At 72.1% G+C, this 26,691-nt stretch carries 26 protein-coding genes; 14 read left to right on the top strand and 12 right to left on the bottom strand.

Translation table 11 applies throughout. The features are described from left to right. The first annotated feature begins 55 nt into the window (after positions 1-55). The gene (locus tag NV263_RS20555) at positions 56-1,819 is read left to right on the top strand and encodes an acetyl/propionyl/methylcrotonyl-CoA carboxylase subunit alpha (protein WP_263254284.1); all 1,764 of its coding nucleotides are present in this window, start codon (positions 56-58) and stop codon (positions 1,817-1,819) included. A gap of 269 nt (positions 1,820-2,088) precedes the next feature. On the opposite strand, the gene NV263_RS20550 is transcribed toward NV263_RS20555, so the two are convergent. Further along, positions 2,089-3,240 carry an amidohydrolase family protein gene (locus tag NV263_RS20550; protein WP_263248120.1) on the bottom strand — a complete coding sequence of 384 codons (1,152 nt, stop codon included), beginning with the start codon at positions 3,238-3,240 and terminating at the stop codon, positions 2,089-2,091. 202 nt (positions 3,241-3,442) lie between these two features. On the opposite strand from NV263_RS20550, the gene NV263_RS20545 reads away from it, so the two are divergent. Together NV263_RS20545 and NV263_RS20540 are read left to right on the top strand one after the other, a co-directional pair. Further along, positions 3,443-4,462 carry an MBL fold metallo-hydrolase gene (locus NV263_RS20545; RefSeq protein ID WP_263248119.1) on the top strand — a complete coding sequence of 340 codons (1,020 nt, stop codon included), beginning with the start codon at positions 3,443-3,445 and terminating at the stop codon, positions 4,460-4,462. A 152-nt stretch (positions 4,463-4,614) separates the two neighbouring features. Beyond that, complete coding sequence (locus tag NV263_RS20540) at positions 4,615-4,887, top strand: DUF3040 domain-containing protein (protein WP_263248118.1); 273 nt, start codon at positions 4,615-4,617, stop codon at positions 4,885-4,887. A 37-nt stretch (positions 4,888-4,924) separates the two neighbouring features. On the opposite strand, the gene NV263_RS20535 is transcribed toward NV263_RS20540, so the two are convergent. From NV263_RS20535 to NV263_RS20520, 4 genes are all read right to left on the bottom strand, one after another. After that, entirely contained in the window at positions 4,925-5,122 is a 198-nt protein-coding gene (locus tag NV263_RS20535) for a DUF2795 domain-containing protein (protein ID WP_263248117.1), read from the bottom strand. Positions 5,123-5,195: 73 nt separating this feature from the next. Beyond that, positions 5,196-7,025 carry a transketolase gene (locus tag NV263_RS20530; protein WP_263248116.1) on the bottom strand — a complete coding sequence of 610 codons (1,830 nt, stop codon included), beginning with the start codon at positions 7,023-7,025 and terminating at the stop codon, positions 5,196-5,198. 138 nt (positions 7,026-7,163) lie between these two features. Beyond that, positions 7,164-7,676 (bottom strand): ATP-binding protein, encoded by a 513-nt coding sequence (locus NV263_RS20525; protein ID WP_263248115.1) that lies wholly within the window; start codon positions 7,674-7,676, stop codon positions 7,164-7,166. A gap of 199 nt (positions 7,677-7,875) precedes the next feature. Beyond that, a complete protein-coding gene (locus tag NV263_RS20520) occupies positions 7,876-9,147 on the bottom strand; it encodes an aminotransferase family protein (protein WP_263248114.1) in 1,272 nt (423 codons plus the stop codon). A 210-nt stretch (positions 9,148-9,357) separates the two neighbouring features. Between NV263_RS20520 and NV263_RS20515 the strand changes: the two genes are divergently transcribed. Both NV263_RS20515 and ssuE read left to right on the top strand, forming a co-directional pair. Next, positions 9,358-10,347, top strand: coding sequence for an Acg family FMN-binding oxidoreductase (locus NV263_RS20515; protein WP_263248113.1), 990 nt, complete (start codon positions 9,358-9,360; stop codon positions 10,345-10,347). Positions 10,348-10,549: 202 nt separating this feature from the next. Next, positions 10,550-11,110 carry an NADPH-dependent FMN reductase gene (ssuE, locus tag NV263_RS20510; RefSeq protein WP_263248111.1) on the top strand — a complete coding sequence of 187 codons (561 nt, stop codon included), beginning with the start codon at positions 10,550-10,552 and terminating at the stop codon, positions 11,108-11,110. A gap of 594 nt (positions 11,111-11,704) precedes the next feature. Here the strand turns inward: ssuE and NV263_RS20505 are convergent. Together NV263_RS20505 and NV263_RS20500 are read right to left on the bottom strand one after the other, a co-directional pair. Further along, positions 11,705-12,604, bottom strand: coding sequence for an ABC transporter substrate-binding protein (locus NV263_RS20505; RefSeq protein ID WP_263248110.1), 900 nt, complete (start codon positions 12,602-12,604; stop codon positions 11,705-11,707). Continuing rightward, positions 12,601-13,716: an LLM class flavin-dependent oxidoreductase gene (locus tag NV263_RS20500; protein WP_263248109.1), complete on the bottom strand. Its 1,116-nt coding sequence runs from the start codon at positions 13,714-13,716 to the stop codon at positions 12,601-12,603. Before NV263_RS20500 ends, NV263_RS20505 begins: the two co-directional genes overlap by 4 nt. A 318-nt stretch (positions 13,717-14,034) precedes the next feature. Between NV263_RS20500 and NV263_RS20495 the strand changes: the two genes are divergently transcribed. From NV263_RS20495 to NV263_RS20465, 7 genes are all read left to right on the top strand, one after another. Further along, complete coding sequence (locus NV263_RS20495; RefSeq protein WP_263248108.1) at positions 14,035-14,949, top strand: amino acid ABC transporter permease; 915 nt, start codon at positions 14,035-14,037, stop codon at positions 14,947-14,949. Beyond that, positions 14,949-15,701 (top strand): amino acid ABC transporter ATP-binding protein, encoded by a 753-nt coding sequence (locus NV263_RS20490; RefSeq protein ID WP_263248107.1) that lies wholly within the window; start codon positions 14,949-14,951, stop codon positions 15,699-15,701. Before NV263_RS20495 ends, NV263_RS20490 begins: the two co-directional genes overlap by 1 nt. After that, a complete protein-coding gene (locus tag NV263_RS20485) occupies positions 15,698-17,587 on the top strand; it encodes an FAD/NAD(P)-binding protein (protein WP_263248104.1) in 1,890 nt (629 codons plus the stop codon). Before NV263_RS20490 ends, NV263_RS20485 begins: the two co-directional genes overlap by 4 nt. A gap of 69 nt (positions 17,588-17,656) precedes the next feature. Next, on the top strand, positions 17,657-18,484 hold the full coding sequence (locus NV263_RS20480) for a helix-turn-helix domain-containing protein (RefSeq protein ID WP_263248103.1): 828 nt from the start codon (positions 17,657-17,659) through the stop codon (positions 18,482-18,484). Beyond that, on the top strand, positions 18,480-18,731 hold the full coding sequence (locus NV263_RS20475) for a DUF397 domain-containing protein (RefSeq protein ID WP_263254282.1): 252 nt from the start codon (positions 18,480-18,482) through the stop codon (positions 18,729-18,731). Before NV263_RS20480 ends, NV263_RS20475 begins: the two co-directional genes overlap by 5 nt. A gap of 346 nt (positions 18,732-19,077) precedes the next feature. Then, on the top strand, positions 19,078-19,491 hold the full coding sequence (locus NV263_RS20470) for a UTRA domain-containing protein (protein ID WP_263248100.1): 414 nt from the start codon (positions 19,078-19,080) through the stop codon (positions 19,489-19,491). Positions 19,492-19,519: 28 nt separating this feature from the next. Further along, positions 19,520-19,813 (top strand): 4a-hydroxytetrahydrobiopterin dehydratase, encoded by a 294-nt coding sequence (locus NV263_RS20465; RefSeq protein WP_263248098.1) that lies wholly within the window; start codon positions 19,520-19,522, stop codon positions 19,811-19,813. 26 nt (positions 19,814-19,839) lie between these two features. Here NV263_RS20465 and NV263_RS20460 read toward each other — a convergent pair whose 3' ends face one another. The 3 genes from NV263_RS20460 to NV263_RS20450 all read right to left on the bottom strand — a co-directional run bounded on the left by NV263_RS20460 (position 19,840) and on the right by NV263_RS20450 (position 22,246). Continuing rightward, complete coding sequence (locus NV263_RS20460) at positions 19,840-20,499, bottom strand: GntR family transcriptional regulator (protein WP_263248096.1); 660 nt, start codon at positions 20,497-20,499, stop codon at positions 19,840-19,842. A 92-nt stretch (positions 20,500-20,591) separates the two neighbouring features. Beyond that, positions 20,592-22,040 (bottom strand): sodium:solute symporter family protein, encoded by a 1,449-nt coding sequence (locus NV263_RS20455; protein WP_263248095.1) that lies wholly within the window; start codon positions 22,038-22,040, stop codon positions 20,592-20,594. Then, the gene (locus NV263_RS20450) at positions 22,037-22,246 is read right to left on the bottom strand and encodes a hypothetical protein (RefSeq protein WP_263248094.1); all 210 of its coding nucleotides are present in this window, start codon (positions 22,244-22,246) and stop codon (positions 22,037-22,039) included. The genes NV263_RS20455 and NV263_RS20450 overlap by 4 nt, the downstream gene beginning before the upstream one ends. 110 nt (positions 22,247-22,356) lie before the next feature. On the opposite strand from NV263_RS20450, the gene NV263_RS20445 reads away from it, so the two are divergent. Further along, positions 22,357-23,310: an Lrp/AsnC family transcriptional regulator gene (locus NV263_RS20445; RefSeq protein WP_263248092.1), complete on the top strand. Its 954-nt coding sequence runs from the start codon at positions 22,357-22,359 to the stop codon at positions 23,308-23,310. Between the two features lie 110 nt (positions 23,311-23,420). Then, entirely contained in the window at positions 23,421-24,221 is an 801-nt protein-coding gene (locus tag NV263_RS20440) for an SAM-dependent methyltransferase (protein WP_263248091.1), read from the top strand. A 108-nt stretch (positions 24,222-24,329) separates the two neighbouring features. Here the strand turns inward: NV263_RS20440 and NV263_RS20435 are convergent, their stop codons facing one another. Both NV263_RS20435 and NV263_RS20430 read right to left on the bottom strand, forming a co-directional pair. After that, on the bottom strand, positions 24,330-25,130 hold the full coding sequence (locus NV263_RS20435; protein ID WP_263248089.1) for an exodeoxyribonuclease III: 801 nt from the start codon (positions 25,128-25,130) through the stop codon (positions 24,330-24,332). A 62-nt stretch (positions 25,131-25,192) separates the two neighbouring features. Beyond that, positions 25,193-26,677, bottom strand: coding sequence for a CoA transferase (locus NV263_RS20430; RefSeq protein ID WP_263248088.1), 1,485 nt, complete (start codon positions 26,675-26,677; stop codon positions 25,193-25,195). Positions 26,678-26,691: the final 14 nt, after the last annotated feature.

Here is a 26,691-nt window from a genome sequence, read left to right as displayed (position 1 = left end):
AACAGGATTTCGGTAGCCGACCGGCGTCGCGCCGGGAATCGAGGAGTTGACCACTGTGGACGTGACGCCGATCAGCAAGGTCCTGATCGCCAACCGCGGTGAGATCGCGGTCCGAGTGATCCGCGCCTGCAAGGACGAGGGCATCGCCTCCGTCGCCGTGTACGCCGAGCCGGACGCCGACGCCCCGTTCGTGCGGTTGGCCGACGAGGCGTTCGCGCTGGGCGGTTCGACGCCCGGCGAGTCGTACCTGGCCATCGACAAGGTGATCGACGCCGCGAAGCGCTCGGGAGCCGACGCGGTGCACCCCGGATACGGGTTCCTGTCGGAGAACGCCGATTTCGCCCAGGCAGTGCTCGACGCGGGGCTGATCTGGGTCGGCCCGTCGCCGCAGGCGATCCGGGACCTCGGTGACAAGGTCACCGCCCGGCACATCGCGACCCGCGCCGGGGCACCACTGGTGCCCGGCACCAAGGACCCGGTGTCCGGTGCGGACGAGGTCGTCGCCTTCGCTGAGGAGCACGGCCTGCCGGTGGCGATCAAGGCCGCCTTCGGCGGCGGTGGCCGTGGCCTGAAGGTCGCGCGCACGATCGAGGAGATCCCCGAGCTGTACTCCTCGGCGGTGCGCGAGGCCGAGGGTGCCTTCGGCCGCGGCGAGTGCTTCGTGGAGCGCTACCTGGACCGACCGCGGCACGTGGAAGCCCAGGTGTTGGCCGACCAGCACGGCACCGTGGTGGTCGTGGGCACTCGGGACTGCTCGTTGCAGCGGCGGCACCAGAAGCTCGTCGAGGAGGCGCCGGCGCCGTTCCTGACCGACGAGCAGCGGCGGCGCATCCACGAGGCGGCGCGCGCCATCTGCGCCGAGGCCGGTTACCACGGCGCGGGCACCGTGGAGTTCCTGGTGGGCCAGGACGGGACGATCTCGTTCCTGGAGGTCAACACCCGGTTGCAGGTGGAGCACCCGGTCTCCGAGGAGACCACCGGGCTGGACCTGGTGCGAGAGCAGTTCCGCATCGCCGCCGGCGAGAAGCTGGCGATCACCGAGGACCCGGAGCCGCGCGGCCACTCGATCGAGTTCCGCATCAACGGTGAGGACGCGGGCCGCAACTTCCTGCCCGCGCCGGGAACCGTGAGCCGCTTCGTCGCTCCGCAGGGGCCGGGCGTGCGGGTGGACGCCGGGGTGGAGACCGGCAGCGTGATCGGCGGCCAGTTCGACTCGCTGCTGGCCAAGGTGATCGTCACCGGCGCGACCCGGCAGCAGGCCCTGGAGCGCTCCCGGCGGGTGCTGGACGAGATGGTCGTCGAGGGGATGCCCACGGTGCTGCCGTTCCACCGGCTGATCGTGCGGGATCCGGCGTTCACCGCCGAGGACGGCTTCACCGTGCACACCCGGTGGATCGAGACCGAGTTCGACAACACCGTCGAGCCGTTCACCGGCGGGACCGAGGCCGCGGAGCCGGAGGCGCGGCAGACCATCACCGTGGAGGTCGGCGGGCGCCGGCTGGAGGTGTCGCTGCCCGCCGAATTCGCCGCCGCGTCCGCCGCCCCGGTGGCGAAGGCCAAGCCGCGCAAGCGTTCCCAGAGCAAGCCGGGCGCAGCCGCGTCCGGGGACGCGGTGACCGCGCCGATGCAGGGCACCATCGTCAAACTCGCGGTGTCCGACGGCGACGAGGTCGCCGCGGGCGATGTCATCGCCGTCCTGGAGGCGATGAAGATGGAGAACCCCGTCACCGCGCACAAAAACGGCACCGTCACCGGCCTCACCGCCCAGCCCGGTGACTCCGTCTCCCAAGGCACCCCGCTCTGCGAGCTCAAGGGCTGATTGCCTGTCGTTGAACTCGTTTTGGGTGGCGGTGCCGGTGGCGGAAACTCAGCGGCTCGCCCGTCGCCCGGCCACCGCCCCCCACGGAGGCGCTGACGCGCCGCTGTGCTTGTCGGAGAACCCGCGGCGGTGCAAGTGGCGAGGCCGCTCACCGAAAGAGAAAGCGGCTGTCGCCGCTTACCACGTCCTGTCGGAACCAGGTTCGAAGACAGGCACTCACTCAAGAGACCGGACGCCCTGCGGTTCCGCGTGAACCGCGGGGCCGGGGCTCAGGCGCTCGCGTCGCGCAGGTGGTAGACGCGGCGGGCGTTGGCGTGGCCGAGGAGGTCGGCGACGCGGACGGCGTCCGATGTGGACCACTCCCCGTCGTCGACCCAGCGCGCGAGGGTGCGGTGCAGGGCTCGGCGCCACAGGTGCGCCCCGAGGTAGTGGAGCTCGGCGGGGCCGAAGGCGTCCGAGGAGAACAGGACCTTCCCGAACGGCGCGAGTTCCAGGGATTCGGCGACCACCGCCGCCGCGCGGGCTCCCACGTGGTTGACGGCCAACCCGACATCGAGGTGCACGTGCGGGAAGACCTGCGCCAGGTAGCCCGCGTTGCGGTGGAACGGGTAGCAGTGCAGCAGCAGCAGGTCGACGCCGGTCGGCTCGACCAGCCTGATGAAGTCGGTCAGCAGCAGCGGGTCGCAGCGGTGCAGGTCCAGGTCCGGGTCCCCGTAACCGGCGTGCAGTTGCAGCGGCAGCCCCCGGTCCACACCGCACCACAGCAGGAACCGCAGCAGCACCGGGTGGTCGACCCGCACCCGACCGGCGTTCTCGCAGCCGCGCAGCCATTCCCCGGCGGCGGCGACCACCTCGGCGTCGGTGGGACGGCGCGGATCGACGTCGAAGCCGTGGCGGTAGGCCACGACGCTCTTGAGCCCGACGGCCGAGGCGGTGCGCCCGGCCAGGGCCTCCCGGAACCGCTCGGGCAACTGTCCGGCGGACGCGCCGCTGCGGACGAGGTCCTCCAGCACCGATTCCAGGCGCACCACCTCGTCGGCGCGCGCCCCGGAGGCCCGCGCCATTCCGGCGGGGGAGAGGACGTCCGCACCGCCGAACCCGGTTTCGACCAGGTGGTGCGCCACCCCCGAGGCCGCCAGCATGCGCCGGGTGACCTCGGCGGCTCCGAGTTCCGCGCGCCGCGCCACGTAGTCGTCCGGGTCGACGTGCGGTTCGAGGTCGAGCAGCGGAGCGCACCAGCGGCGCACCGCGAAACCCAGCTGCGAGTCGAACTGGGTCGTCCCGGCGGGCAGCGGCCGGTCGGACTCGGTCAGCAGCAGTTCCAGGGCGGGGCGGTCGAGCTCGGCGACCAGCGCACCGTGCACGTGGTGGTCCACCAGGGGAACGGCGTTGACGGCCTCGGCCAGCTGTTCAGCGGACATCACCCGGTCCTTCCGCGACGGTTGTGACCAACAACACTAACCCGGCGCCGCATCCGTCCTGTGTGGACGGTCGGAGATGTGGTCACCTGCGCGGATTCCGGACGTGGTCGGCCGCGGTCGTGCCGGATGTCGCCCACGGCACACTGACCGGTCGGTACGGTGTGGTACTCCTGGGGGACGCGCGGCTCGGAGGTGTGTGGTCATGGGCGACTCGCGGCACGAGTGGATGCGACCGGGCGCGGTCGAAGTGGCGCCGGGAGTGCACCGGATCCCGCTTCCGCTGCCCAACGACGGCCTGCGCGCCGTCAACGTCTACGCGATCACCGACGGCGACGTGCTGACCCTCGTCGACGGCGGGTGGGCGCTCCAGGCCGCGCGCGAGCAGCTCGCCGCCGCGCTCGGGCAGCTCGGCGCCGGGCTCGGCGACGTCCGGCGGTTCCTGGTCACCCACGCGCACCGCGACCACTACACGCAGGCCGTGGCGCTGCGCCGGGAGTACGGCTCCGCGGTGTTCCTCGGCCAGGACGAGCGCGACACCCTGCGCACCCAGCAGAACCCGGCGCACCGGCCGCTGGACAGGCAGGTCGCGCTGTTGACCGCCTGCGGCGCCAAGCCGGTGTGCGACGCGCTGCTGGCGATGCGCGGTGAACGCGCGAACGCCGACGACTGGGAGGACCCCGACGTGTGGATCGACGAGTCCACCGACGTGGGCCTGCTCGACCGTCCGCTGCGCGCCGTGCCGACGCCGGGGCACACCCGGGGGCACCTGGTCTACGTCGACGACGCAGCCGGGCTGATGTTCGCCGGTGACCACGTGCTGCCGCACATCACCCCGTCGATCGGGTTCGAGCAGGCGCCCAGCGCGGCGCCGCTGCGCGACTACCTGGCGTCGCTGCGGCTGGTTCGGTCGATGCCGGACATGCGGTTGCTGCCCGCGCACGGGCCGGTCACCGACAGTGTTCACCGGCGCGTCGACGAACTGCTGGACCACCACGACCGGCGGCTGGCCGACACCGCCGAGGTCGTCGAGCGGGGCGCGGCCACCGCGTACGAGGCCGCCCGGGCGCTGACCTGGACCCGCCGCGAACGCGCCTTCGCCGATCTCGACCCGTTCAACCAGATGATGGCCGTGCTCGAAACCGCCGCCCACCTCGACGTCCTGGCCCTGCGCGGCCGGCTGCGGCGGGAGGACGTCGACGGGGTGGTGCACTACGCGAGCTGACCGCCGTTGCGCTGAGTGAGGGGAAATCACCCGAGATGCCGGGCGCGACGACGACCTCCGGCGTGGCAGTCTTTGGGCGGTGCACCAGGTGACAGGCGCGGGCGGGGTGGGTACCTCGTTGGTGTCGGTGCGGACGTCGCTAGGAGCTCGCCATGTTGAGCAGGCACGAGCGGGAGAGGCTGGCGCGGATCGAGTCCGGCTTGGTGGCCGACGACCCGCGGTTGGCGGAGAAGTTCGACCGCTTCGACAGCGGGCGCCGGTGGGGCCTGCGCCGGGTGTTGACGCTGCTGGTCCTCGCGCTGGCCGCGTTGCTGGCGGTGCTGTGCCTGTTCAGCGGTCTGCTCCCGATCGCGATCGTGGTGGGGGTGGCGACGGCCGGTTTCGCCGCCGCCACCTGGTGGCGCTCCCGGCGCAAACGCCTGTGAGCTCGCCGGTGCACCGACTCCGGAGTCCGCTGTGGACTCATTCCGCGCATTCGCGCGGCAGCGCCTGCAGGACGGTGTCCGGTTCGACGTAGACGCCGTCGGGGAGCCGGTGCAGCCGGTCCAGCAGCGCGCTCGGCGCGCCCTGTTCGACGCACCGGCGGTAGATCTCCTCGCGGGTCGCCGGGTAGGAGATGTGGTAGAGGAAGCGGAGCAGTTCTCCGCGTGGTGAGGGCATCGCGAACACCGCCCGCTGTCGTCACCTGCGGACCACCGCGTCCGGCCGCCCGCAGGTATGGTGTCCATTGTGGTCAGTCGGCGAGAGCTCGGCGGGCCGCCTCGGCGATCGACTCGGCGTCGATGCCCGCCTGCCGGAGCAGTTCGGCCGGCTTGCCCGAACCGGGCATCTCGCGCACCCCGAGCAGTCGGACCGGCGCCTGCACGCCCGCGTGCGCCAGGGCGGCGAGCACCGCCTCGCCCAGTCCGCCCTCCGGCCAGTGGTCCTCGGCGGTGACCAGCGCGCCGGTCTCGACGGCCGCGCGGCGCAGCGTGTCGACGTCGATGGGCTTGATCGAGTACAGGTCGATCACCCGCGCCCGCAGGCCCTCGTCGGCCAGCAGGTCGGCGGCGCGCAGCGCCTCGTGCAGCGTGATCCCGGCGCCGACGAGCGTGACGTCGGAGCCCTCGCGCAGCACCTTCGAACCGCCGATCGGGAACCGCTCGTCCGGTCCGTAGAGCGTCGGCACGGCGCCCCGGCTGGTGCGCAGGTAGCAGATGCCGTCCCGGTCGGCCAGCTGTTCGACGAGCTGGACCGTCTGGTTGGCGTCGCTGGGGTAGAGCACGGTGCTGCCGTGCACCGCCCGGAGCGCGGCGAGGTCCTCCAGGCCCATCTGCGACGGGCCGTCCTCGCCGATGGCGACGCCCGCGTGCGAGCCCATGAGGTGGATGTTCGCGCGGCTCACCGCGGCCATCCGGATGAAGTCGTAGGCCCGGGTCAGAAACGCCGCGAACGTCGACGCGAACGGTTTCCAGCCGCGCACCTGCATGCCCACCGCGGCGGCGATCATCTGCTGCTCGGCGATGTACATCTCGAAGTAGCGGTCCGGGTGGGCTTCCCGGAACAGCTCGGAGAAGGTCGAGTTGGACACCTCGCCGTCCAGGGCCACCACGTCGCCGCGCCGGTCCCCGAGCGCGCGCAGCGCCTCGCCGTACGCCTTGCGCGTGGCCACCTCGGCGCCGATGTCGTAGGCGGGCGGCTCGCTGCCGCGGGACGGGAAGGTGTGCGGCACGGCGCCCGCCTCGGGGGTGGGCGGGGTGACGCGCAGATCCCGTTCGCCGCCCAGCTCGCGGATGCCCTCGGCGGGGTCCTTGAGCGGTTTGCCGTGCTTGCCGGGAAGGTCCTCGACCTCGGCGACGCCCTTGCCCTTCTTGGTGCGGGCGATGATCGCGACCGGTCGGCCGTCGGAGTTGGTGGCCTCCTTGAGCGCGGACTCGATCTGCTCCTGGTCGTGCCCGTCGATCTGCAGGGTGCGCCACCCGGCGGCCTGGGCGCGGGCCGCGTAGGACTCCAGGTCCCAGCCGTGCATGGTCTCGCCGGTCTGGCCGAGGCGGTTGACGTCGATCAGCGCCACGAGGTTGTCCAGGCCCTCGTGCCCGGCGTGTTCGAGGGCTTCCCAGACGGAGCCCTCGGCCATCTCGCTGTCGCCGCAGAGCACCCACACCCGGTACGGCAGCCGGTCCAGGCGCCGCGCGGCCAGCGCCAGGCCGACTCCGACGGGCAGGCCCTGGCCCAGCGAGCCGGTGGCCACGTCGACCCACGGCAGCAGCGGGGTGGGGTGGCCCTCCAGGCGGCTGCCGAACTTGCGGAAGCTCAGCAGTTCGGCGTCGTCGATGGCGCCGACCGCTTTGAAGCACGCGTACAGCAGGGGCGAGGCGTGCCCCTTGGAGAAGATCAGGTGATCGTTGCCCGGATTTTCCGGATGCTGGAAGTCCATCCGCAGGTGGCCGTCGAGCAGCGCGGCCAGCAGGTCGGCGGCCGACATGGAGGACGTGGGGTGGCCGGAGCCGCCGGCGTCGCTGGCCCGGATCGAGTCCACCCGCAGCTGTTGCGCCAGTTCGTAGCGGAACGTCGTGTGGTCCATGCCCCGGTGGTGCCCGCCGGGGCCGCGATCGAAACCTGCCGCTCGGCGCCGACCCTGGTAGCGGCCCGTCCGAGTCCACAAGGGACATCGAATCCGGGCCGCCTGGGTCCTCAGTGGACGATCGGGTGCGGACCGGGCCTACAGGGCGGGGTCGGACTTGCTGAGGCCGGTCAGCAGGCGCTTGATGACCTCGGGATCGATCTCGGCGGTCTCCTCGGCCGGGTGCTCGGCGGGCGCGGAGCGCTTCGGGGAGCGGCGCGGCAGCGGCACCGAGTTCGCCGAGACGCCGCCCGGCAGCGCCAGCTCGCACCACACCAGGGTGCCGCCGCCCTGCAGCGCGGTGGCCCCGCAGTGGCCGCCGGCCAGCGTGGGCGAGAGCGCGGGCGGATCGGTGGCCTGCTCGTCCTCGACCTCGACGACGAGCGATTCGCCGCTGAGCCGCAACCGAACCGTGATGAACCCGGGGGAGTCGGGGCTGGCGCTGTCCACCGCGGCCGTGACGAACTGCGCGGCCAGCTGGGTGGCCTCGTCGACCATCGAACGCAGGGACCACTCGGTGAGAGCGAACCGCACGAACAGTTCCGCGCAGTTCACGGCGCTGGGCAGTGCGATGAGCCGAAGGTCGTCGACTTGTGCGGTCTGGGTGTTCACCTGGTTCTGTCCTCCGTCCGCGTCCACTGCGAGTCCATCACCCGAAAGCCGTATCTTGCCAAGTCGCCCCGGTGTGATGTCCACAGGGGCGGCGGGTGTTCCCCGCCGCATTTCGTTCGACACTTCGTACGGACGTTCGATCCTGCGAATGGCGGTGGCGCGGCCACGGGCGGCCGCGCCACCGTCCACAATGGATAGATCAGTCGGTGGTGACCTCGTCCAGGCCCTCCCGCAGCGCCTGCACCAGCAGGTCGATCTCGGACTCGGCGACGGTCAACGGCGGCGACACCGCCACCGCCTTCGCCAGCGGCCGGACGATCACGCCGCGGTCCCGCACCGCCCGCTGGAGCCGGGCGGCCGCGCCCGGGTCCGCGGCCAGCACGTCCGGCGCCAGCTCCACCGCCCCGAGCAGGCCGGTTCCGCCGCGCACCTCGCCCACCGCCGGGTGGTCGGCCAGCGACAGCAGCCCCTCGTGCAGCGGACGCTCCAGGGCGTCGGCCCGCGCGGGCAGCTCCTCGCGCTCCAGGATGTCCAGGTTCGCCAGCGCCGCGGCCGCCACGGACGGGTGGCCGGAGTAGGTCGGGCCGTGCCGGAACGGGTGGCCCGGCTGCCGCCAGAACGGTTCGGCGACCCGGCCGCCGACCACCACCCCGCCCAGCGGCAGGTAACCGCTGGTCACGCCCTTGGCGAAGGTGATCATGTCCGGGCGCAGGCCCCAGCGCTCCACACCGAACCAGCCGCCGACCCGGCCGAACCCGCAGATCACCGAGTCGGCCACGAACAGGATGTCGTGCTCGGCGCAGATCTTGGCCACCGCCTCCAGGTAGCCCGGCTTCGGCGGGTACAGCCCGCCCGCGCCCATCACCGGCTCGGCGAAGAACGCCGCGATCCGGTCCGCGCCGATGCGCTCGATGGCCTCGCGCAGGGACTCGGCGTCATCCCGGTCGACGCGTTCGGTGTCGGGCACCAGGCGGCCGAAGCCGGCCTGGTTCGCCTCGATGCCGCCGATGCTGGTGCCCATCCCGTTGGTGCCGTGGTAGGCGTTGCCGCGGCTGAGGATGTGGGTGCGCTCGGGTCGCCCCTGGTGCACCCAGTACAGCCGGGCGAGCTTGGCGGCGGTGTCGACGGACTCGCCGCCGCCCGTGGTCAGGAAGATCTTCGCGTCGTCCACCGGAGCCAGCCCCGCCAGCCGGTCGGCCAGCTGTTCGGCCGGGGGATTGGTGACGTCGTTGAACACGAAGTAGGTGTCCAGCTCGCGCATCTGGCGAGCGACGGCGTCGACGATCTCGGTTCGCCCGTGCCCCGCGTTGCAGTACCACAGTCCGGCGGTGCCGTCCAGGTAGCGCCGGCCCTGCTGGTCGTAGACCCAGACGCCCTCCGCGCGGGCCACGCAGAACTGCTCGTCGCGGACCGCTGACATGTCCGCGAACGGGTGCCACAGCGAGGTCTCGCGCTGGTGAAGGCTCGACATGCATTCCCTCCTTGTCGTCGCGGGGACAGCTTCGCCGCCGTGCCACCTTGAGCGCCAGTGCCACATCGCCGAGATCGGGCGGGCGGATTGGCCAGATCGGGCAGCCGAACCGGGCGAGACGCCTCACACGGGACCTTCTGCCCTGCTGGGGCCGCCGCGGGCCGGGGCACCGTCGACGAAGTCGTCCGTGCCAGTGGAGGTGATCGACGCATGTCCTGGTTCCCCGCGCTGCGCCACCGAGCCGTCGACGACGAGCGGCCGTGGTCGCCCGAGGAGGTCGCCCTGCTGGCCGAAGCGGTGCGCCGCGCGCCGTCGGTGCACAACCTGCAGCCGTGGTCGCTGCGGGTGCGCGACCGCACGGCCGTGCTGTGCCGGCGCCCGGGGCCGGACCTGCTCGAACACGACCCCGACGGGCGGGACCAGCGGATCTCCTGCGGCGCCGCGGTCGCCAACCTCGCCGTCGTGCTGCGCGGGCTGGGCTGGGAAGGCGAGGTGCGCTGGTGGACCGACTCGGAGGGCCCGGACGCCGAGGCGGTGGTGACCGCCACGCGCCGGTGCCGGGCCACCCAGGTCGACCGGGAACGCAGGCGGGCCGTGGAGCGCCGCAGCAGCTACCGCAGGCCGTTCGCCGCCCGGGCGGTGCCGCACCTCACGCGCACCGCGATCGTGGCCGCATCCACCGTGCAGGCCGCCTGGGTCGTCGGCGAGGACGAGGAGCGGGAGGTGGCGCGGCAGCTGGCCTACGCGGCGCGGGCCAACCGGTCCGACCTGCGCTACCAGCGGGAACTCGGCGCGTGGACCGGTGGCGGGGACGTCGGGCTGGTCGCCGGGGCGCTGGCGGACACCGGGACGCCCGCGGCCGGGCTGGTCCGGGACCGGACCCGGCCGCCCGGCGAGGCGGTGCTCGCGCGGTGGCTGCAGGACGAGGCGCTGCTGGTGTTCAGCACCCTGACCGACGGGCCGCGCGACCACCTGCTGGCCGGGGAGGCCGCCGAGCGGGCGTGGCTGGAGGCGACCCGGCTCGGGCTGGTGGCGTCGGTGATGACCCAACCGCTGCGGCTGTCCGAGGTGCGTTCCGGCATCCGCGACGCGCTGGGCCTGGCGGGTGTGCCGCAACTGCTGATGCGGCTGGGCTACCCCGAGGCCGTCCCGGTGCCCCGGACGGAGCGCCGCCCGCTGCCGGACCTGTTCGACGACTGAAGTCCACTGTGGAGTGTTCCGGTCGGTGGGATGGCCGGGCGGTGCGTTGACACGGTTCACCGGGCGGTGTTGCGATGAGCCCGTGATGTTCCGGACCCGGTTCACCAAGCGGCGGCACATCGATCTCCACCGCGTTCGCGTGCAGGCGTGTCGGGGCTGACCTCAACCGCCGAAACCGCCCGTGGAGACCGAGGAGCACGCGTTGTCCAGTGTCGTAGTCATCTCCGGAAGCCCGTCCCGCACGTCCAAGACCGAGCGCATCGGCGACCACGTCGCCGAGCAGCTGGCCGCGCACGGCTGGAGCGCCGAACACCTGCGCCTGCGCACGCTGCCGCCGGAGGCGCTGCTGAGCGCCGACACCGGCGACCCGCAGATCGCCGAGGCGGTCGCCAAGATCGCCGACGCCAAGGGGATCGTGCTCGCGACGCCGACCTACAAGGCGAGTTTCTCCGGCCTGCTCAAGGTTTTCCTGGACCTGCTGCCGCAGTTCGCGTTCGCGGGCAAGGCAGTGCTGCCGCTGGCCACCGGCGGCACCATCGCCCACGTCCTCGCCCTCGACTACGGGCTGCGCCCGGTGGTGCACTCCCTCGGCCCGCGCCACGTCGTGCAGAGCTACTTCCTGCTCGACCGGCACCTGTCGGTGGCGGGGGAGGACCTGCTGATCGACCCGGAGAGCCGGGACCCGTTCGACGACGTCGTCCAGCAGTTCCGCAAGGCCCTGCACGGCATCCCGCACGAAACCGCCCTGGGGCGGACGGCGTAGGTACCTGTCTTCGAACTCTTTTTGAGTGGCGGTGCCGGTGGCGGAACCTCAGAGCCTGTCTTCGAACTCGTTTTGCGAGGCGGCGCCGGTAGCGGAACCTCAGCGGCCGTCTCGGCTCCGGGAGCCCCTCCTTTTGTATGCCCATACACGGCGTCGGGGCTGTCCTCGCGAGACGACCGCTGAGAACCCGCGGCGGTGCGGGCTGCGAGACCGCTCACCGAAAGAGAAAGCGGCTGGCGCCGCTTGCCACGCCCCTTCCGGGAGCAGGTTCAAAGACAGGCACTCAGCGGCCGTCTCGGCTCCGGGAGCCCCGACATCATGTAGCCCCCTACACCACGTCGGGGCTGTCCTCGCGAGACGCCCGCCCGTCGCCCGGCCACCGCCCCCCACGGAGGCGCTGACGCGCCGCTGTGCTCGTCGGAGAACCCGCGGCGGTGCCAGCGGCGAGACCGCTCACCGAAAGAGAAAGCGGCTCCGCCACTTGCCACACCCTCTCCCGAGACCAGGTTCAACGACAGGGTCTCAGGCGAATCCATGCGGAGAACCACCCGGGGCTGCTCGGGTGGTTCTCCGCATGGTGCAGGAGTCCGGCCGTCAGCGGATTTCCGGAGGTGTGATGCGGGATCGGGGGATCGCCGAGTTGTCGGTGCCCCACTTGTGCAGGATGCGGGCGTAGCTGCCGTCGGCGATGAGGCGGTTCACCGCCGCCTGCAGCGCCGGGGCCAGCGGAGAGCCCTTGCGCAGCGCGAAACCGACCTCCAGGTGGCGGAACTCGTTGAGGAACCGCAGGTTCGGCTGCTGCGACACCGCGTAGCGCAGACCGTTGCTGGTGCTCATCAGCGCGTCCACCTTGCCCTGCTGCAACGCCGAGAACTGGGCGCTGGACTCGGCGAACACCAGCACCTGGTAGGGCGGTCGGCCGACCTCGGCGCAGCGGTGCCGCTGGGCGTTCAGCGTCGCCTCGAACGTCGTCCCCGCGCCGGTGCCGATCGTGCGGCCGCACAGCTGGGTCACGTCGGTGACCGGCTTGAGGTCGCTGTCCTGGCGGACCGCGAAACCCTGGCCGTCGTCGACGTAGGTGACGAAGTCGACGGTCCGGCGGCGCTGCTCGGTCACGCCGAAATTGCCCGTGCCGACCTGGTACTTGCCGCTGTCCAGCGCGGGCAGGATCGCGTCGAACGCCGCCTCGGACCGCTGCACCCGCACCCCCAGCACGCGGGCGACCGCCTCCGAGACGTCGATGTCCTGCCCGACCACGGTGCGGTTGTCCGGGAGGTAGAACGCCGAGGGCGGGGTGCCCGCGGAACTGCCGAACCGCAGCACGCCGGACGCGCGCACGTCCGGCGGCAGCAGCGCGCGGGCCCCCTCGTCCACGCGCACCGGCGACACCACGTCCGCGCCCACGTCCAAGCCCGGCGCGGCGTCCGGTGCCGGGGCGCATCCGGCGAGCAGCGCGGCCAGCACCGCACCGGCCGCCAGGACGCGTCGGATCACGGCTCGACCACCGCGCCGGCGCGGGCCGCGTCGCGCTTGGCGACCTCCTCGCGGACGATCGGGATGACGTGCCTGCCGAAGTCGATGGCGTCGTCGAGGATGTCGTACCCGCGCGCGGACAGGATCTCCACGCCCAGGTCGTAGTAGTCCAGCAGCGCCTGCGCCACCGTCTCCGGCGTGCCGACCAGGGCGTTGGAGTTGCCCGCGCCGCCGGTGGCCGCCGCCGTCGCGGTCCACAGTGCACGGTCGAACCGCTCGCCCTGGTCGGCGATGGACAACAGCCGCTGCGAACCGGTGTTCTGCGGCCGGTCGGTGTGGTGGCGGTTGCCGACCCGCTGTCCGGCGGCCTTGCGCGCCTCGATGCGGCTGAGCACGCGATGCGCCTTCTCCCACGCCAGTTCCTCGGTCGGCGCGATGATCGGGCGGAACGCGACCTGGATCTTCGGCCGGTCGGTGCGCCCCGCGGCGGCCGCCGCCGCGTGCACGGCGTCGATCTGCTCGGCGGTGCGGGCCAGCGGTTCGCCCCACAGGCAGTAGATGTCGGCCTCCGCGCCCCCCGCCCGGTAGGCGGCGGGCGAGGAACCGCCGAACGACACGCGCGGGCGCGGCTGCTGGTGCGGGCGCACGTCGGCGGCGAAACCGGAGAACCGGTAGTGCTCGCCGTCGTGGTCGAACGGTTCGGTCTCGGTCCAGGCGCGCTTGACGATCCGGATGTACTCGGCGGTGCGCGAGTAGCGCTCGTCCTTGCTCAGGTAGTCGCCTTCGCGCTGCTGTTCGGCGTCGTTGCCGCCGGTGATGAAGTGCACCGTCAGCCGCCCCCGGGAGATCCGGTCGAGGCTGGCGAAGGTCTTGGCGGCGAAGGTCGGGTAGGACACGTTCGGCCGGTGCGCCAACAGGATCTGCAACCGGTCGAGCTTGCTCGCCACGAGCGCGGCGGCCTGCGCCGGGTCGGCGCTGCCCGAGCCGTAGGCGAACAGCACGCGGTCCCAGCCGTGGTCCTCGTGCGCGCGCGCCAGCCGCAGCGTGTGCTCGGGGTCGAAGGCCGCGGTGCTGCGCGGCGTGGTCTCGGAACCGTCGTTCGTGGCGCCGATGCCGAGGAATTCGACAGGCATGGTGAAACCTCTCAAGTGGGAACACGGTCTTCGCGGGGCGGCGCACGACCGTGCGAGGAGGGAAGGAAGTCAGAACCGCCGCAGCGGCGGTGAACGGGTCCGGTCAGCGGGAACAGGAGGCCGACCACACCAGCGCGAGGTCGATGTGGTTGCGCTTCACCAGACGGCAGGTCACGCGTCGAGCATCGGCCGGTGGCGCCGGGGTGTCAACGGCGGATCAGTCCGTGGGACGCGGTTGACGTCGCGCCCCCTGCGGTTACCGTGGCGGCGGGCGGCGCCGATCGGCGAGGTTTTCCTTCCACGACGAGGAAAGCCGACATGACTCGATCCACCAACCTGCGGGCGGTCCCGGAGACCCCGCCCGCCGCGGAGGTCCCGACGCGCATCGTCCCGGCGCGGCACCCCGGCCGCTGGGTGGCCGCGGCGGTGGCCGTGGCCGCGTTCGCGCTCGTGGTGCGCTCGGTGGTCACCAACCCACACTTCCAGTGGAACGTCGTGGCCGCCCACTTCGCCACACCCGCCGTGCTGGAGGGGTTGTGGCTGACCACGTGGCTCACCGCGGTGACGATGGTGCTCGGTTTCGCGCTGGGCACGGTGCTCGCGGTGATGCGCCTGTCCGGCAACCCCGTGCTCGCGGCGCTCAGCTGGGGCTACACCTGGCTGTTCCGCTCGATCCCGCTGCTGGTCCAGTTGCTGTTCTGGTTCAACATCGGCGCGCTGTACCCGACCCTGGGCGCCGGTCGGTTCACAGTGGACACGGTGGACCTGATCGGCGGCACGACGACGGCGGTCATCGGACTGGTGCTGCACGAAGCCGCCTACGCGGGCGAGGTGATCCGGGCGGGCATCCTGTCCGTCGACGCCGGGCAGGTCGAGGCCGCGCAGGCGCTCGGCATGACCCGGACGCGCGCGTTGCGGCGCATCGTGCTGCCGCAGGCGATGCGCGCGATCGTGCCCCCGGCGGGCAACATGCTCATCGGCACGCTGAAGGGGACCTCGGTCGTCAGCGTGATCGCGGTGCACGACCTGCTGTACTCGGTGCAGCTGATCTACAACCGCAACTACCTGGTCATCCCGCTCCTGCTGGTGGCCACCGCCTGGTACCTGGCGCTGACCTCGCTGCTCACGGTCGTCCAGTACTACATCGAACGCCACTACGCCCGCGGCACGCGGCGGGAACTGCCGCCCACCCCGTTGCAGCGGCTGCGCGGCGCACTCGTCGGGGGTCGCTGATGCTGCGGATCACGGGACTGCGCAAGAAGTTCGGCGCGGCGGAGGTGCTGCGGGGCGTCGACCTCGCGGTCGGGCGCGGGCAGGTCGCCTGCCTGATCGGACCGTCCGGCTCGGGCAAGAGCACGCTGCTGCGCTGCGTCAACCACCTGGACAAGCTCGACGCCGGGCGGGTGGAGGTGGACGGCGCGCTCGTCGGATACCGCGAATCCGGCGGGCGGCTCCGGGAACTGGGCGACCGGGCGGTCGCCAGGCGCCGCGCGGAGATCGGCATGGTGTTCCAGGACTTCAACCTGTTCGAGCACATGACCGTGCTGCGCAACGTCATCGAGGCCCCCGTCGGGGTGCGGCGGCTGTCAAAGCAGGACGCCACCGCGCGGGCCCGGGAGGTCATCGCCCGCGTCGGCCTGGCCGACAAGGAGGACGCCTACCCGCGCCAGCTGTCCGGCGGGCAGCAGCAGCGGATCGCCATCGCACGGGCGCTGGCGATGGATCCCAAGCTGCTGCTGCTCGACGAGCCCACCAGCGCCCTGGACCCGGAACTCGTGGGCGAGGTGCTCGCCGTGGTCCGCGATCTCGCGCAGGCCGGGCAGACCATGGTCGTCGCCACCCACGAGATCGGCTTCGCCCGCGAGGTCGCCGACACCGTGGTGTTCCTCGACGGCGGCGAGATCGTGGAGTCCGGACCGCCGTCCCGGGTGCTCGACGCGCCCCGGCGGGCGCGCACCCGCGAGTTCCTGGAGCGGGTCCTGTGACCGCCGTCGTGGTGGTCGGCGCCGGTCCGCGCGCCACCGGCCTGCTGGAGCGCCTCGCCGCCAACGCGCCGGAACTGCTGCCGGAGCAGTCGTTGACCGTGCACCTGGTCGACCCGCACCCGCCCGGTGCGGGCCGGGTGTGGCGCGCCGACCAGTCCCGGCTGCTGTGGATGAACTCGATGGCCGAGGACGTCACCATGTTCCTCGACTCCACAGTGGACTGCGACGGTCCGGTGCTCGGCGGCCCGTCGCTGGCCGAGTGGGCGCGCGACGCCCGCGACCGCGAACGGGCCGGGCTGCCCGGCCCGCTGGACGACCTGCCACCCGACGTCGCCGCGGAGGTGCGCGCACTGCACGGGCGCTCGTTCCCCAGCCGCCGCGCCCAGCACGCCTACCTCGCCTGGGTGCACCAGCGGGTGCTGGACCGGCTGCCCGGCAACATCACCGTGCGCTGGCACCGCGCGGCGGCCGTCGGCCTCGACGACCTGGCCGACGGCAGGCAGCGGGTGCGGCTGGACGACGACGGCAGCCTGACGGCCGACGTCGTGGTGCTCGCGCTCGGGCACACCGACGCCGACCCGGCGGGCGAGCACGCGCGGCTGGGCCGGCACGCCCGCGCCGTCGGCGCCCACCACGTCCCGCCGGGTTACACCGACGCCGTGGACCTGGCGCGGCTGCGGCCGGGGGAGGACGTCGTGATGCGCGGGTTCGGCCTGGCGTTCGTGGACCTGATGGTGCTGCTCACCGAAGGGCGGGGCGGGCGCTACCGGACCGAGCCGGACGGGACGCTGACCTACCTGCCCTCCGGCGCCGAACCGGTCCTGCACGTCGGGTCGCGGCGCGGGGTGCCGTACCGCGCCAAACCCGGGTACGGCCTGCGCGGACCGCGCCCGCGCTTCCCGGAGTTCTTCGGACCGCACCAGATCGACGCGCTGCCCGCCGGCGCGGACTTCCGCGCCGACGTGCTGCCGCTGATCGAGAAGGAACTCGGCTGGGGCTACTACCACGAGCTGTTCCACGGCCACCCGCGCCGCGTCGCCCTGCCCTGGCGGGAGTTCGCCGCCCGCTTCGCGGCCGACGACCCGGCGGTGGTCGCCGAGGCCGTGCCGCACCCCGCCGACCGGCTCGACCTCGCCGCGCTGGACCGCCCGATGACGGGTGTGCGCTGCGCGGACGCCGAGGAGTTGCAGGACTGGGTGCGCGGGCACATCACCGCCGACCTGGCCCGCCGCGCCGACCCGCAGCACAGCGCCGACCTGGGGGCGTTCTTCGCGCTGCTGTCGGTGTACGGCCAGCTGGGGCGGCTGCTGCGGTCCGGGAAGCTGTCCGCCCGCTCACAGGTCGAGGACCTGGACGGGTGGTGGTTCGGGTTCTTCAACTACTACGCCAGCGGGCCGCCGCCCGAGCGGCTGCGGCAGCTGCTGGCGCTCTCCCGCGCCGGGGTCGTCCGCTTCCTCGGCGCGGAGCTGCGCGTCACCCCGGACGAGGACGGCTTCGTCGCCACCAGCGCCAGCGCCCCGCACCGCGTCCACACCCGCACCCTGGTCGAGGCGCAGCTGCCGCACCCGTCGCTGCGGGGCACCCGCAACCCGCTGCTGCGTGCGCTGCACCGCGACGGCGCGGTGCTGGAGGAGGAACTGCCCGGCGCGCGCCGCACCGGACGCCTCGTCGTCTCGGACGACGCCGAGGTGGTCGACGCGACCGGCCGTCCCCACCCGCGCCGCTACGCCCTCGGCGTCCACACCAGCGCCCGCTCCGGCGCCGCGTTCGCCCGCCCCCACACCAACGCCGCGCCGTTCCGCCTCAACGACGCGATCGCCCGGCGGATCCTGCGCACGCTGGCCGCGAACACCGCGCACCAGCGGTGCGGGGCTGCTGCGGGGTGAGGTGGTTCAGCGGATCATCATGTCGATTGGGTGATCTAGGGTGTGTGGGTACGGCGCTAGGGTGCTCGCATGACGCTGCGACGGTTGATGTTGGGCAGAAGCCTGGAGCAGTGGCGCGAGCGTGCCGGGCTCTCTCGTGACGAGGTCGCCGTCGAGTTGGGTTGCACGACGGGACGTGTTCGTCATCTGGAGAGCGGTCGCAACGTTGCGACCCGGCCCGACTTGATCGTCATGGCCGCGATGTACGGCATCCCGGACGATGCGCGCGAAGCGCTGCTGAACACCCGTTCCGAAGCGCAGAAGCCGGGGTGGTGGCAGACCTACCGCTTACCGAAGCGGCTCGCGGAGTACGTGACGCTGGAGTCGGATGCCACCCGGGTCCGCAACTGGGAAGGAGAGCTGATTCCCGGGCTGTTGCAGACCGATCTGTACGCCCGCCGTGTCGCAACCGTCGGTGACCCGACTGCTTCCGAGGCGGACGTGTCCAAGCGCATCGCCGCGCGGCTGCGCAGGCAGGAACGGCTTACGGCGAAAGACGCCCCGTTGCAACTGGTGGCTGTGATGTCCGAGGCCGCATTGCAGCGGTGCGCCGCGGTTCCCGAGATCGGCCGCGACCAGCTGGTACACCTCGTCCTGGCGACCGAGTTGGCCAACGTGTCGCTGCACGTGTTGCCTTTCGGGGTGGGCATCCATCCCGCGATGGGTGGCGGATTCGCGCTTCTGGAGTTCCCACCCGACACGTGGCCGGAAACCGGCTACCAGGAGTACAACCTGGGCGGCCATCTCGTGGATGATCCCGCCGCCGTGGCATCGCTCGGTAGCCTGTTCGATGAGCTGGCGAAGCAGGCGCTGTCCGAGGACGACAGCATCCGCTTGATCTCGCGCTACATCGATTGAAGGGGAAAGCGAGCGAACTGGGCATACATCAGGAGGGGCTTCCGCAGTCGAGACGGCCGCTGAGGTTCCGCTCCCGGCACCGCCACCCAAAAAGAGTTCGAAGACAGGCTCTGAAGTTGCGACCAACCTCCCGGGTGTCTCCGCGATCAGGGACAGCAAGAACCCCGGTGGCGGGACTTTGGCGCTTCAGACTCGTGTGTTCGCGGCTTTCGTCGAGTCGGTGAAGTCGGGGCGCTTCGACTGCTGACGAACACGCGGTGCTTCCGCTCGGCGGGGCGCCGCGTGTTCTTCCTTCCTCGTGTCTGGTCTGGGCGGCTGATCGAGTGCAGGATGAGGTTCATCAGCGCGGTGCTGCTGTTCCGTTGCGGCCGGGTGTGGTATGAGCCTTTCAGGGGCCGTTTTCGGGATTGCCAGGTAGCGGCCCCGATGAAGGAATCGTCGACATGCGGCATGGAGTGGGGGTTTTCGTGGCACCACCACGTGTGGTGAAGCGGTTGGACTCCCGGGAGAGGCTTTCGCGGGCGCGTCGGGAGCGCAACGAGGGAGCGTTCCTGGCAGAGGCCGCCGCGCAGGGATTCACGCCATCGTCAAGCGTGCAGGTCTGGTTCGAACCCGCTCAGGACTACGCCGAAGTCTTCGATGTCGATGAGGACGCCGAATTGTGCGTCCGGGACCGGGTGATGAGGGCCGACGGCCAGCCGGTCATGCTGGCCGTTTCCCGATTGCCCAGGGACATCACGCGGGAGACCTCGTTGGAGCAGGTGGACACCGGCCCGGGCGGGACGCATGCGAGGCTGGAGGAGCTCGGCTTCGAACTGACCAGTCACGAGGAGATCGTCGGGGCGAAGACGGCCAGCGCGTCCGAGCGCAGCGCTCTCGGGATTCCCGACGGTCCGGTCCTGACCGTGCAGCGGCGGACCTACAGCCACGGCCGGGTCGTCGAGCTCAACACCATGGTCATGCCCGCGACCATGTACGAACTCCGGTACTCGTGGGACGCTGGCTGACGTACCCGTCCGACCTCGGGGGAGAGTGATGGCTGAGCTGTTGAGCGCGGCGGACGTCGAGCGGGAGATCGCCGGGCTGCCCGGGTGGGAGCGCAGTGGCGACTCGGTGACGCGCACCTGGGAGCGCAAGGGGTTCAACGGGGCGGTGCAGTTGGCGAACGTCGTCGCCTTCGTGGCCAACCAGCTGAACCACCACCCCGACATCTCGGTGCACGGCTACAACAAGGTCACCGTCACGTCCACCACCCACGACGCGGGCGGGATCACCGCCAACGACGTCGAACTGGCCCGCAGGATCAACCGGGCCGTCGGCGAGAGCTGACCGGCCGCCGCGGCGGCCGGGAGCGGTCAGAACAGCATCCGGTCCAGGACCATGCGGCGGCTGGACAGCACGTGGCGCTGGGCGACCTCGGCCGCGCGGTCGGCGTCGCCCTCCGCGATCGCGGTCTGCAGTTCCTCGTGCTCGCCGCAGACGCGGTCGGGTTCCAGGTTCATCCGGAACAGCCAGGCCAGGCGGCCGTGCAGCGGCTCCAGCATCGAGGCGAGCAGGCCGTTGCCCGCCAAGCCGACGAGGCGGTCGTGGAAGGCGGCGTTCGCGCTGGACATGCCTTCGGTGTCGCCCGCCTCGTGCGCGGTGCGGGCGCGTGCGGCGAGGTCGGCGAGCAGGCGCACCTGCTCGGGGTCGGCGCGCTGGGCCGCGAGGCGGGCGGCGTAGACCTCCAGCGCCTCGCGGACCTCGAACAGCTCCTCGGCCTGGGCGCGGTCCAGGCCGCGCACGAACACGCCCCGGCGGCGCGGCATCACCTCGATCAGGCCCTCGCTCTGCAACATCCGGATCGCCTCCCGCACCGGGACGCGGGAGATCCCCAGCTCGGCGGCCAGGTCCTGTTCGAAGAGGCGGTCGCCGGGGCGCAGCCGACCGTCGGCGATGCGGGCCTGCAGTTCCCGCCGCACCTGGTCGCGCAGCGGGACGCGCGGTTCGGCGGCGGGCTCTCCGGTGACGGACACGCTCTCCTCCTCGGACGGCTGGGGGCCCCAGCCTAGAAGAGGGCGGCGTCCGGAGTCTGTCTTTGAACTCGTTTTGGGTGGCGGTGCCGGGCTCAGTCCGCCGCCTCCGCGGCCAGCCGGCGAGTGGCCCAGCTGCTGACCTGGCGGGGTTTGCCCACCAGCAGCTGGGCCAGGGCCGCCAGCGCGATGTTGACCACCAGGCCGACGATGCCCGCGTTGATGTGGGCGATCGACACCTCGAAGAACGTCATCCACGCGACCACCGCGACACCGGCCAGCATGCCCAGCAGCGCCGGACCGGCCGACAGCAGCCTGCGGCGGCCGACGACCGCGGCCAGGCCCGGGGCGAGCTGGGCGAGCCCGCTGAAGGTCAGCAGCAGCAGGTTCGCCAGCAGGTCCGGGCGCACGATGCCGAGCACCAGCGCCAGCCCCGCCGCGGCGATCACCGTGCCGTGGTTGACCCACAACTGGGCCCGCGGACCCTTCGGGCGCACCAGGTTGTGCGCCACCAGCGTCGACATGCCCATGCACATCACCGCCGCGGGCACCATGGCCGAGGCCGCCGCGGCGACCGCGACGAACCCGACCGCCCAGTCCGGCAGCGCCCGCGCGGTCAGCGTCAGCAGCACCGCGTTGTCGTCGGTGCCGCGCGGCAGCACCAGCAGACCGGTGTAGCCGATGATGATCGGCAGCATGATCGCCAGCTGGTACAGCGGCAGGAAGATGTTGTTCCGGCGCACCACCCCGCCGTCGCGCGCCGACAGCAGCGGCGGCCACAGGTGCGGCAGCGTGAGGAACATGCTGCCGATGGCCGAGATCAGGATGCTGGTCAGCCACCACGTGTGGTCGTAGTGTCCGGTGTGGACGAACAGCGCCTGCGGGTCGGTCTGCTGGAGACGGCGGAACACCGCGGAGACGCCGCCCGCGAAGTGCACCGGCACCACGGCGATCACCAGGAAGATCGCGAGGATCATCAGCGCGTCCTTCAGGTACGCGGTGCTGGCCACGCCGCGGATTCCCGACCACAGCACGAACGCCACCGTCAGCACGGTCGCCAGCACCATGCTCAGCACCCCCGAGGAGGCGTCGCCGGTGACCAGCTTGACGATGAGGCCCAGCCCGGTGATCTGGAGCTGGAGGTAGGGCAGCAGGAACACCACGCCCATCACCGCCACGACGCGGCCCAGCAGCGGGCTGCCGTAGCGCTCCTGGAAGAAGTCCGCCTGGGTCAGGTAGTGGTGTTCCTTGCCCAGCCGCCACACCTTCGGCCCCAGGAAGTACAGGCCGAGGTAGGCCAGCGGGATGTAGGGGATCGCGTAGGTCGCCGAGGCGCCGCCGGTGAACGCCAGTCCGGCCACGGCCAGGAAGGTGAAGGTGGTGAACGACTCGCCGGCCTGCAGGAACCACATCGTGAAGGTGCCGAAGCTGCGCCGGCCGACCGTCCACTCGGCCAGGTTCGCGGACCTGCCGCGGCGGCCGAGGAAACCCAGCACACCGATGACGACCATGCCGACCAGCGACACCGCGAGGGTCACGCTCACTCGTCGCCCTCCTTCCGGTGCCGCGCCCAGCCGCGCTCGACGACCAGCAGCGTCGGTGTGATCAGCAGGACCCACACCGACACCCACACGAACAGCGACGGCATGCCGAACCACAGCGTCGGCGCGTTGACGAACGGCAGGTAGACCGACCCGAGCAGGGCCAGGGCCGGTATCACGGGGAGCAGGGTGAGGTGGCGACGCTTCACGGGCGTCCTCCTGGGGCTGCGGTGACGTGGTGCCGCAGAGGATCGGCCGGGCGTGCGCCGTGAACAAGTCAACCCTTCGATCTCGCCGGATCCCGCCACATACTTGGCCGATGAGCGACACCAGGGTTCGACTGGACGAGCTGGACCGCCGCGTTCTCGCCGCGTTGCAGGTCGACGGGCGGGCGTCGTGGCGCCGCATCGCGGCGGTGCTCGGCGAGCCGGAACGCACCATCACCCGGCGCGGCACCCGCCTGCTGGAGTCCGGCGTCGTCGTGGTGACCGGCATGTCGCGGGCCGGTGACGCGACGTTGCTGCGCGTGGCGTGCGCGCCGGGCATGACCCGCACCGTGGTGCGCGCGCTGGCCCGGCGGGAGGACACCACGTTCGCCTACGCCCTGGCCGGGTCGATGGACTGCATCGTCGAGCTGGTCACCCCGCGGCCGGCCGAGGTGGTGCTCGACGAGCTGCCCGGCGTCCCGGGGCTGGTGAACAGCTCCGCGCACCCGGTGCTGAAGTACTTCCGCACCGTCCACGAATGGCAGCCCGGGGTGCTCTCCGACGACGAGGTGGCCGGGCTGCGCGAGTTCGAGCCGGTCACCCCCGCCGCGTCGCAGCGGGACGGCGAACTCACCCGGGAGGACCGGCTGATGCTGCAAGCCCTGGCCGCGGACGGCAGGCGCACGCACGACGAACTCGGCCGCATCGCGGGCATTTCGGAGGCGACCGCGCGCCGCCGGGTGGAACGCATGCGCCGCTCGGGTCGGCTGCTGGTGCGCGCCGTGGTCGAACCGGAGGCGCTCGGCGTGCCGGTGGAGGCGATGCTGTGGATCAAGGTGAAACCGGGCCAGGTGGACACCACCGGACACGCGCTGCTGCGCTCCCCGCTGGTCCGCTACGTCGCCGCCACCACCGGCGAGTACCAGTTGTGCGCCGACGTCACCGTTGCCGACCGCGCCTCGCTGTACTCGTTCACGACCTCCGGGGACTGGCTGGCGGGCGCGGTGGCCGTCGAACCGTTCGTCGTCGTCAGCGCGATGAAGCGCAGCGGCGTCGAACGGCTGTGAGCGGCCAGTGTTGCGGGTTGGACACAAGCGGTGATCCGCGCTCGCGGGTGAGTTACGTTCGCGGCCTGACAGCGGCGACGACCGCCCGGCCGGGCGGAGGAAGGCGAACGATGACGAATCCGCGGCAGGGGCTGCCCGACGGTGTCGACCTGAGCGTGCCGAGCGCCGCCCGGCTCTACGACTACCTGCTGGGCGGCGCGCACAACTTCGCGGTGGACCGCGAATTCGGCGACAAGCTCGTCGCCTCCCACCCCTACGCGCGCCCGATGGCCATCCTCAACCGGCTCTTCCTGCGGGAGGCGGTGCGGCTGATGGTCCACTCCGGCATCCGCCAGTTCCTCGACCTGGGATCGGGCATCCCCACCCGCGGCAACGTGCACGAGGTCGCCCACGAGATCGCCCCGGACGTCAAGGTGGTCTACGTGGACTACGAGGCGGTCGCGGTCGCGCACACCCGGATGCTGTTGGGGGACAACGACAACGCCACCATGGTGCACGCGGACGCCGCCGACGTGGACCGCGTCCTCGACTCGCCGGAGTGCGCACGGCTGCTGGACTTCTCCCGCCCGGTGGGGCTGCTCGTGGTGACCCTGTTCCACTACATCGGCCCGGACAAGCAGCCGCAGCAGGTGATGGCCCGCTACCGCGATGCGCTCGCCCCCGGCAGCCACCTGGCGATGACGCACCTGGCCCTGGACGCCGCGACCGAGGATCTCGTCGAGATGATGCGCAGCACCCAGGACAACATCTTCCCGCGCAGCCAGGACGAAATCCGCGACCTGTTCGGCGACTTCCTGCTCCGCGACCCCGGCCTGCAACCCATCTCCGCGTGGCTGCGCGCCCGCGACGTCGACGCCGAGGACAACCCGGAAGCGGGCCGCCTGCTCGCGGGAGTGGCTCGGAAGGCGTGAACGCCGGTGCCCGGACTCCTGGTGCGCGGCGCCGGTCCCGCCCACCGGCACCGCCACCCAAAACGAGTTCGAAGACAGGCTCACGCACAACGAGCCCGTAGCAGGCTCTCAGCCGAGTTCCAGGTCCACCACGACCGGGGCGTGGTCGGAGGTTCCCTTGCCCTTGCGGGCTTCCCGGTCCACGTAGGAGTCCTGGACGGCGGTGGTGAAAGCCGGGTTGCCGTAGACGAGGTCGATGCGCATTCCGCGGTTCTTCGGGAAGCACAGCGCCCGGTAGTCCCAGTACGTGAACGGCACGTCGTACTTCAGCGGTCGCGGGTAGACCTCGGACAGGCCGGTCTCGGCCAGCGCCGTCAGGGCCTTGCGCTCCGCTTCGGTGACGTGGGTGCAGTCGGCGAACTCGGCGATGTCCCAGACGTCGGCGTCGGTGGGGGCGATGTTGAAGTCGCCGAGGACCGCGAACGGGCGCGGCTCGGCCAGCTCCTCGGCGGCGGTCGCGCGCAGCGCGTCCAGCCAGCGCAGCTTGTACGCGTAGTGGGAGTGGCCGACTTCGCGGCCGTTGGGCACGTAGACCGACCACACCCGCACGCCCCCGCAGGTCGCGGCGACGGCGCGCGGCTCGGTGGCCTCGGCCTCGGCGTCGTCGGCCTGGTAGCCGGGCTCGTCCAGCAGTCCCCGGCGGACGTCGGTCAGCCCGACCTTGGACAGCACCGCCACACCGTTCCACCGGCCGGTGCCGTGCGCGGCCACCTCGTAGCCCAGCTCGCCGACCGCGTCGAACGGGAACGCCTCGGCGGCGCACTTGAGTTCCTGCAGGCACACGACGTCCGGCCCGGCGGTGGACAGCCAGTCCAGCAGGCGGGGCAGCCGGGCGCCGACGGAGTTGACGTTCCAGGTCGCGATGCGCATGGGCGAGAGCCTGTCACACGCCGGTGACGACTCCACCCGGCCCTGTCCGAGCAAGCGGGCGCTCACCGGTCGAGCCACTCGGGGCGGCTCGCCCCGCGCGGCACCAGGACCTGGCGGTACTCGCCGGGGGTGGCGCTCATCCGCACCTGGTCGGTGACGCCCTGGTACCGGCCGAGCGGGGTGTCGGCGGTGAACGTCTCCGGGTCCAGGTAGGCGTGCTCCCCGCCGGTTCCGGCGATCTCGTGCGCGTAGTCGCGGTCGAAGATCCCCATGCTCAGGATCCACAGCGCCGCCCTGGTCAGCGACACGTGCACGCGGTAGCTGCCGCCCTCGGTGGCGCGGCGGATCAGCGCCTGCACGGCGCCGACGGTCATCAGCCAGGACACGATGTAGTCGTTGACGACCAGGATCGGCGGCAGGGCGGGGGTGTCGCCGCCACCTTCCAGGTTCATCATGCCGACCACGCTGCCCGCCGACTGGTCGAAGCCGACGCGGCCGGCCCACGGGCCGGTCGGCCCGTTGAACGACGCGGTCACGTGCACGATGCCCGGCCGGGTCGCGGCGGCCTCCTCCGGGGACAGGCCGATGGAGTCGAGGTAACCGGGCCGCCGGTTGGCGTAGAACACGTCGGCTCCGGAGAGCAGCCGCCGGATCAGCGCGGGCCCCTCGCCCCGGCGCGGGTCGACGGTGGCCGAGCGGGTGCCGACGTTGGCGGTGAGGTAGGTCGTGTCGTGTTCGAGTTCGTTCGGCCGCCACAGGTTGAGCACGTCGGCGCCGTGCAGCGCGAGCGCGCGACCCGCACCGGCTCCGGCGATCACGTGGCCCATGCCCAGGGCCCGGACACCGTCCAGCGGCGCGTTCGCGCTCCTCGGCAACGGTTCGGGTTCGCTGTCGCCGATCTTGGTGATCTCGATGAGCGGCGCGTGGGCGAGGAAGTCGCGGTACTGGGGCTCGGCGAGCAGCTCCTCGGGGGTGCGCAGCATGGGCATCACCACACCGGCGCGCTCACCGGCCTCCTCCAGGTCGCGGGCCTTCCACCCGGCGACCGCGCGGGCGACCGCCTCGTGGTCGTCGGGCACGCCGAGCAGCTTCTGCGCGCCGATCTTGAGCTTCGGGTACGGGTTGAGCGGCATCACCCACCGGTCGTCGGCGGTGCGGTGGAACGTGAAGCCGAGCGCCTGGCTCGGGTTGGCCGGGCTGCCCGCCGGATAGCCGTTGAGCAGTTCCCACCGGCGGTCGTAGAACGGGCACAGCCGGTGCGGGGTGACCCGCAGGTCGACCGAGATGTCCTGGCCGTCGCCGCCCCGCAGCCGCCACAGCCGGGCCATCGCGACGGACTTGGCGACCAGCGCGATCGCGGACGCGCCGCCGAGCCGCAGCGGGCTCGGCACCACCGGGTCGGCGCCGCGGAACTCGATCCGGCCACCGGAGTCCGCGGGCTCCAGCCCCACCCCGGCGAGGACCTCGGCGAGTTCGGCGTGCGGGTCGAACCCGTCGTCGGTGGCCGGCTCGGCGATCGCCGCCGTGATGCGTTCGGTGAGCGACACGGTCCCTCCTGCGC

It is taken from the genome of Saccharopolyspora rosea (assembly GCF_025643595.1).
GTDB lineage: Bacteria > Actinomycetota > Actinomycetes > Mycobacteriales > Pseudonocardiaceae > Saccharopolyspora > Saccharopolyspora rosea.
Note: the sequence above shows the minus strand (reverse complement) of the source record. Positions and strands in the feature narration are given on the sequence as shown.

Excerpts from the sequence above, each read along its gene's own strand:
- NV263_RS20490 (WP_263248107.1), top strand. The coding sequence starts at position 14,949 with ATGCTGCGGATCACGGGACTGCGCAAGAAGTTCGGCGCGGCGGAGGTG.
- NV263_RS20540 (WP_263248118.1), top strand. The coding sequence starts at position 4,615 with ATGTTGAGCAGGCACGAGCGGGAGAGGCTGGCGCGGATCGAGTCCGGC.
- NV263_RS20500 (WP_263248109.1), bottom strand. The coding sequence starts at position 13,716 with ATGCCTGTCGAATTCCTCGGCATCGGCGCCACGAACGACGGTTCCGAG.
- NV263_RS20515 (WP_263248113.1), top strand. The coding sequence starts at position 9,358 with ATGTCCTGGTTCCCCGCGCTGCGCCACCGAGCCGTCGACGACGAGCGG.
- NV263_RS20520 (WP_263248114.1), bottom strand. The coding sequence starts at position 9,147 with ATGTCGAGCCTTCACCAGCGCGAGACCTCGCTGTGGCACCCGTTCGCG.
- NV263_RS20495 (WP_263248108.1), top strand. The coding sequence starts at position 14,035 with ATGACTCGATCCACCAACCTGCGGGCGGTCCCGGAGACCCCGCCCGCC.
- NV263_RS20545 (WP_263248119.1), top strand. The coding sequence starts at position 3,443 with ATGGGCGACTCGCGGCACGAGTGGATGCGACCGGGCGCGGTCGAAGTG.
- NV263_RS20465 (WP_263248098.1), top strand. The coding sequence starts at position 19,520 with ATGGCTGAGCTGTTGAGCGCGGCGGACGTCGAGCGGGAGATCGCCGGG.
- NV263_RS20435 (WP_263248089.1), bottom strand. The coding sequence starts at position 25,130 with ATGCGCATCGCGACCTGGAACGTCAACTCCGTCGGCGCCCGGCTGCCC.
- NV263_RS20535 (WP_263248117.1), bottom strand. The coding sequence starts at position 5,122 with ATGCCCTCACCACGCGGAGAACTGCTCCGCTTCCTCTACCACATCTCC.
- NV263_RS20440 (WP_263248091.1), top strand. The coding sequence starts at position 23,421 with ATGACGAATCCGCGGCAGGGGCTGCCCGACGGTGTCGACCTGAGCGTG.
- NV263_RS20530 (WP_263248116.1), bottom strand. The coding sequence starts at position 7,025 with ATGGACCACACGACGTTCCGCTACGAACTGGCGCAACAGCTGCGGGTG.
- NV263_RS20550 (WP_263248120.1), bottom strand. The coding sequence starts at position 3,240 with ATGTCCGCTGAACAGCTGGCCGAGGCCGTCAACGCCGTTCCCCTGGTG.
- NV263_RS20480 (WP_263248103.1), top strand. The coding sequence starts at position 17,657 with ATGACGCTGCGACGGTTGATGTTGGGCAGAAGCCTGGAGCAGTGGCGC.
- NV263_RS20445 (WP_263248092.1), top strand. The coding sequence starts at position 22,357 with ATGAGCGACACCAGGGTTCGACTGGACGAGCTGGACCGCCGCGTTCTC.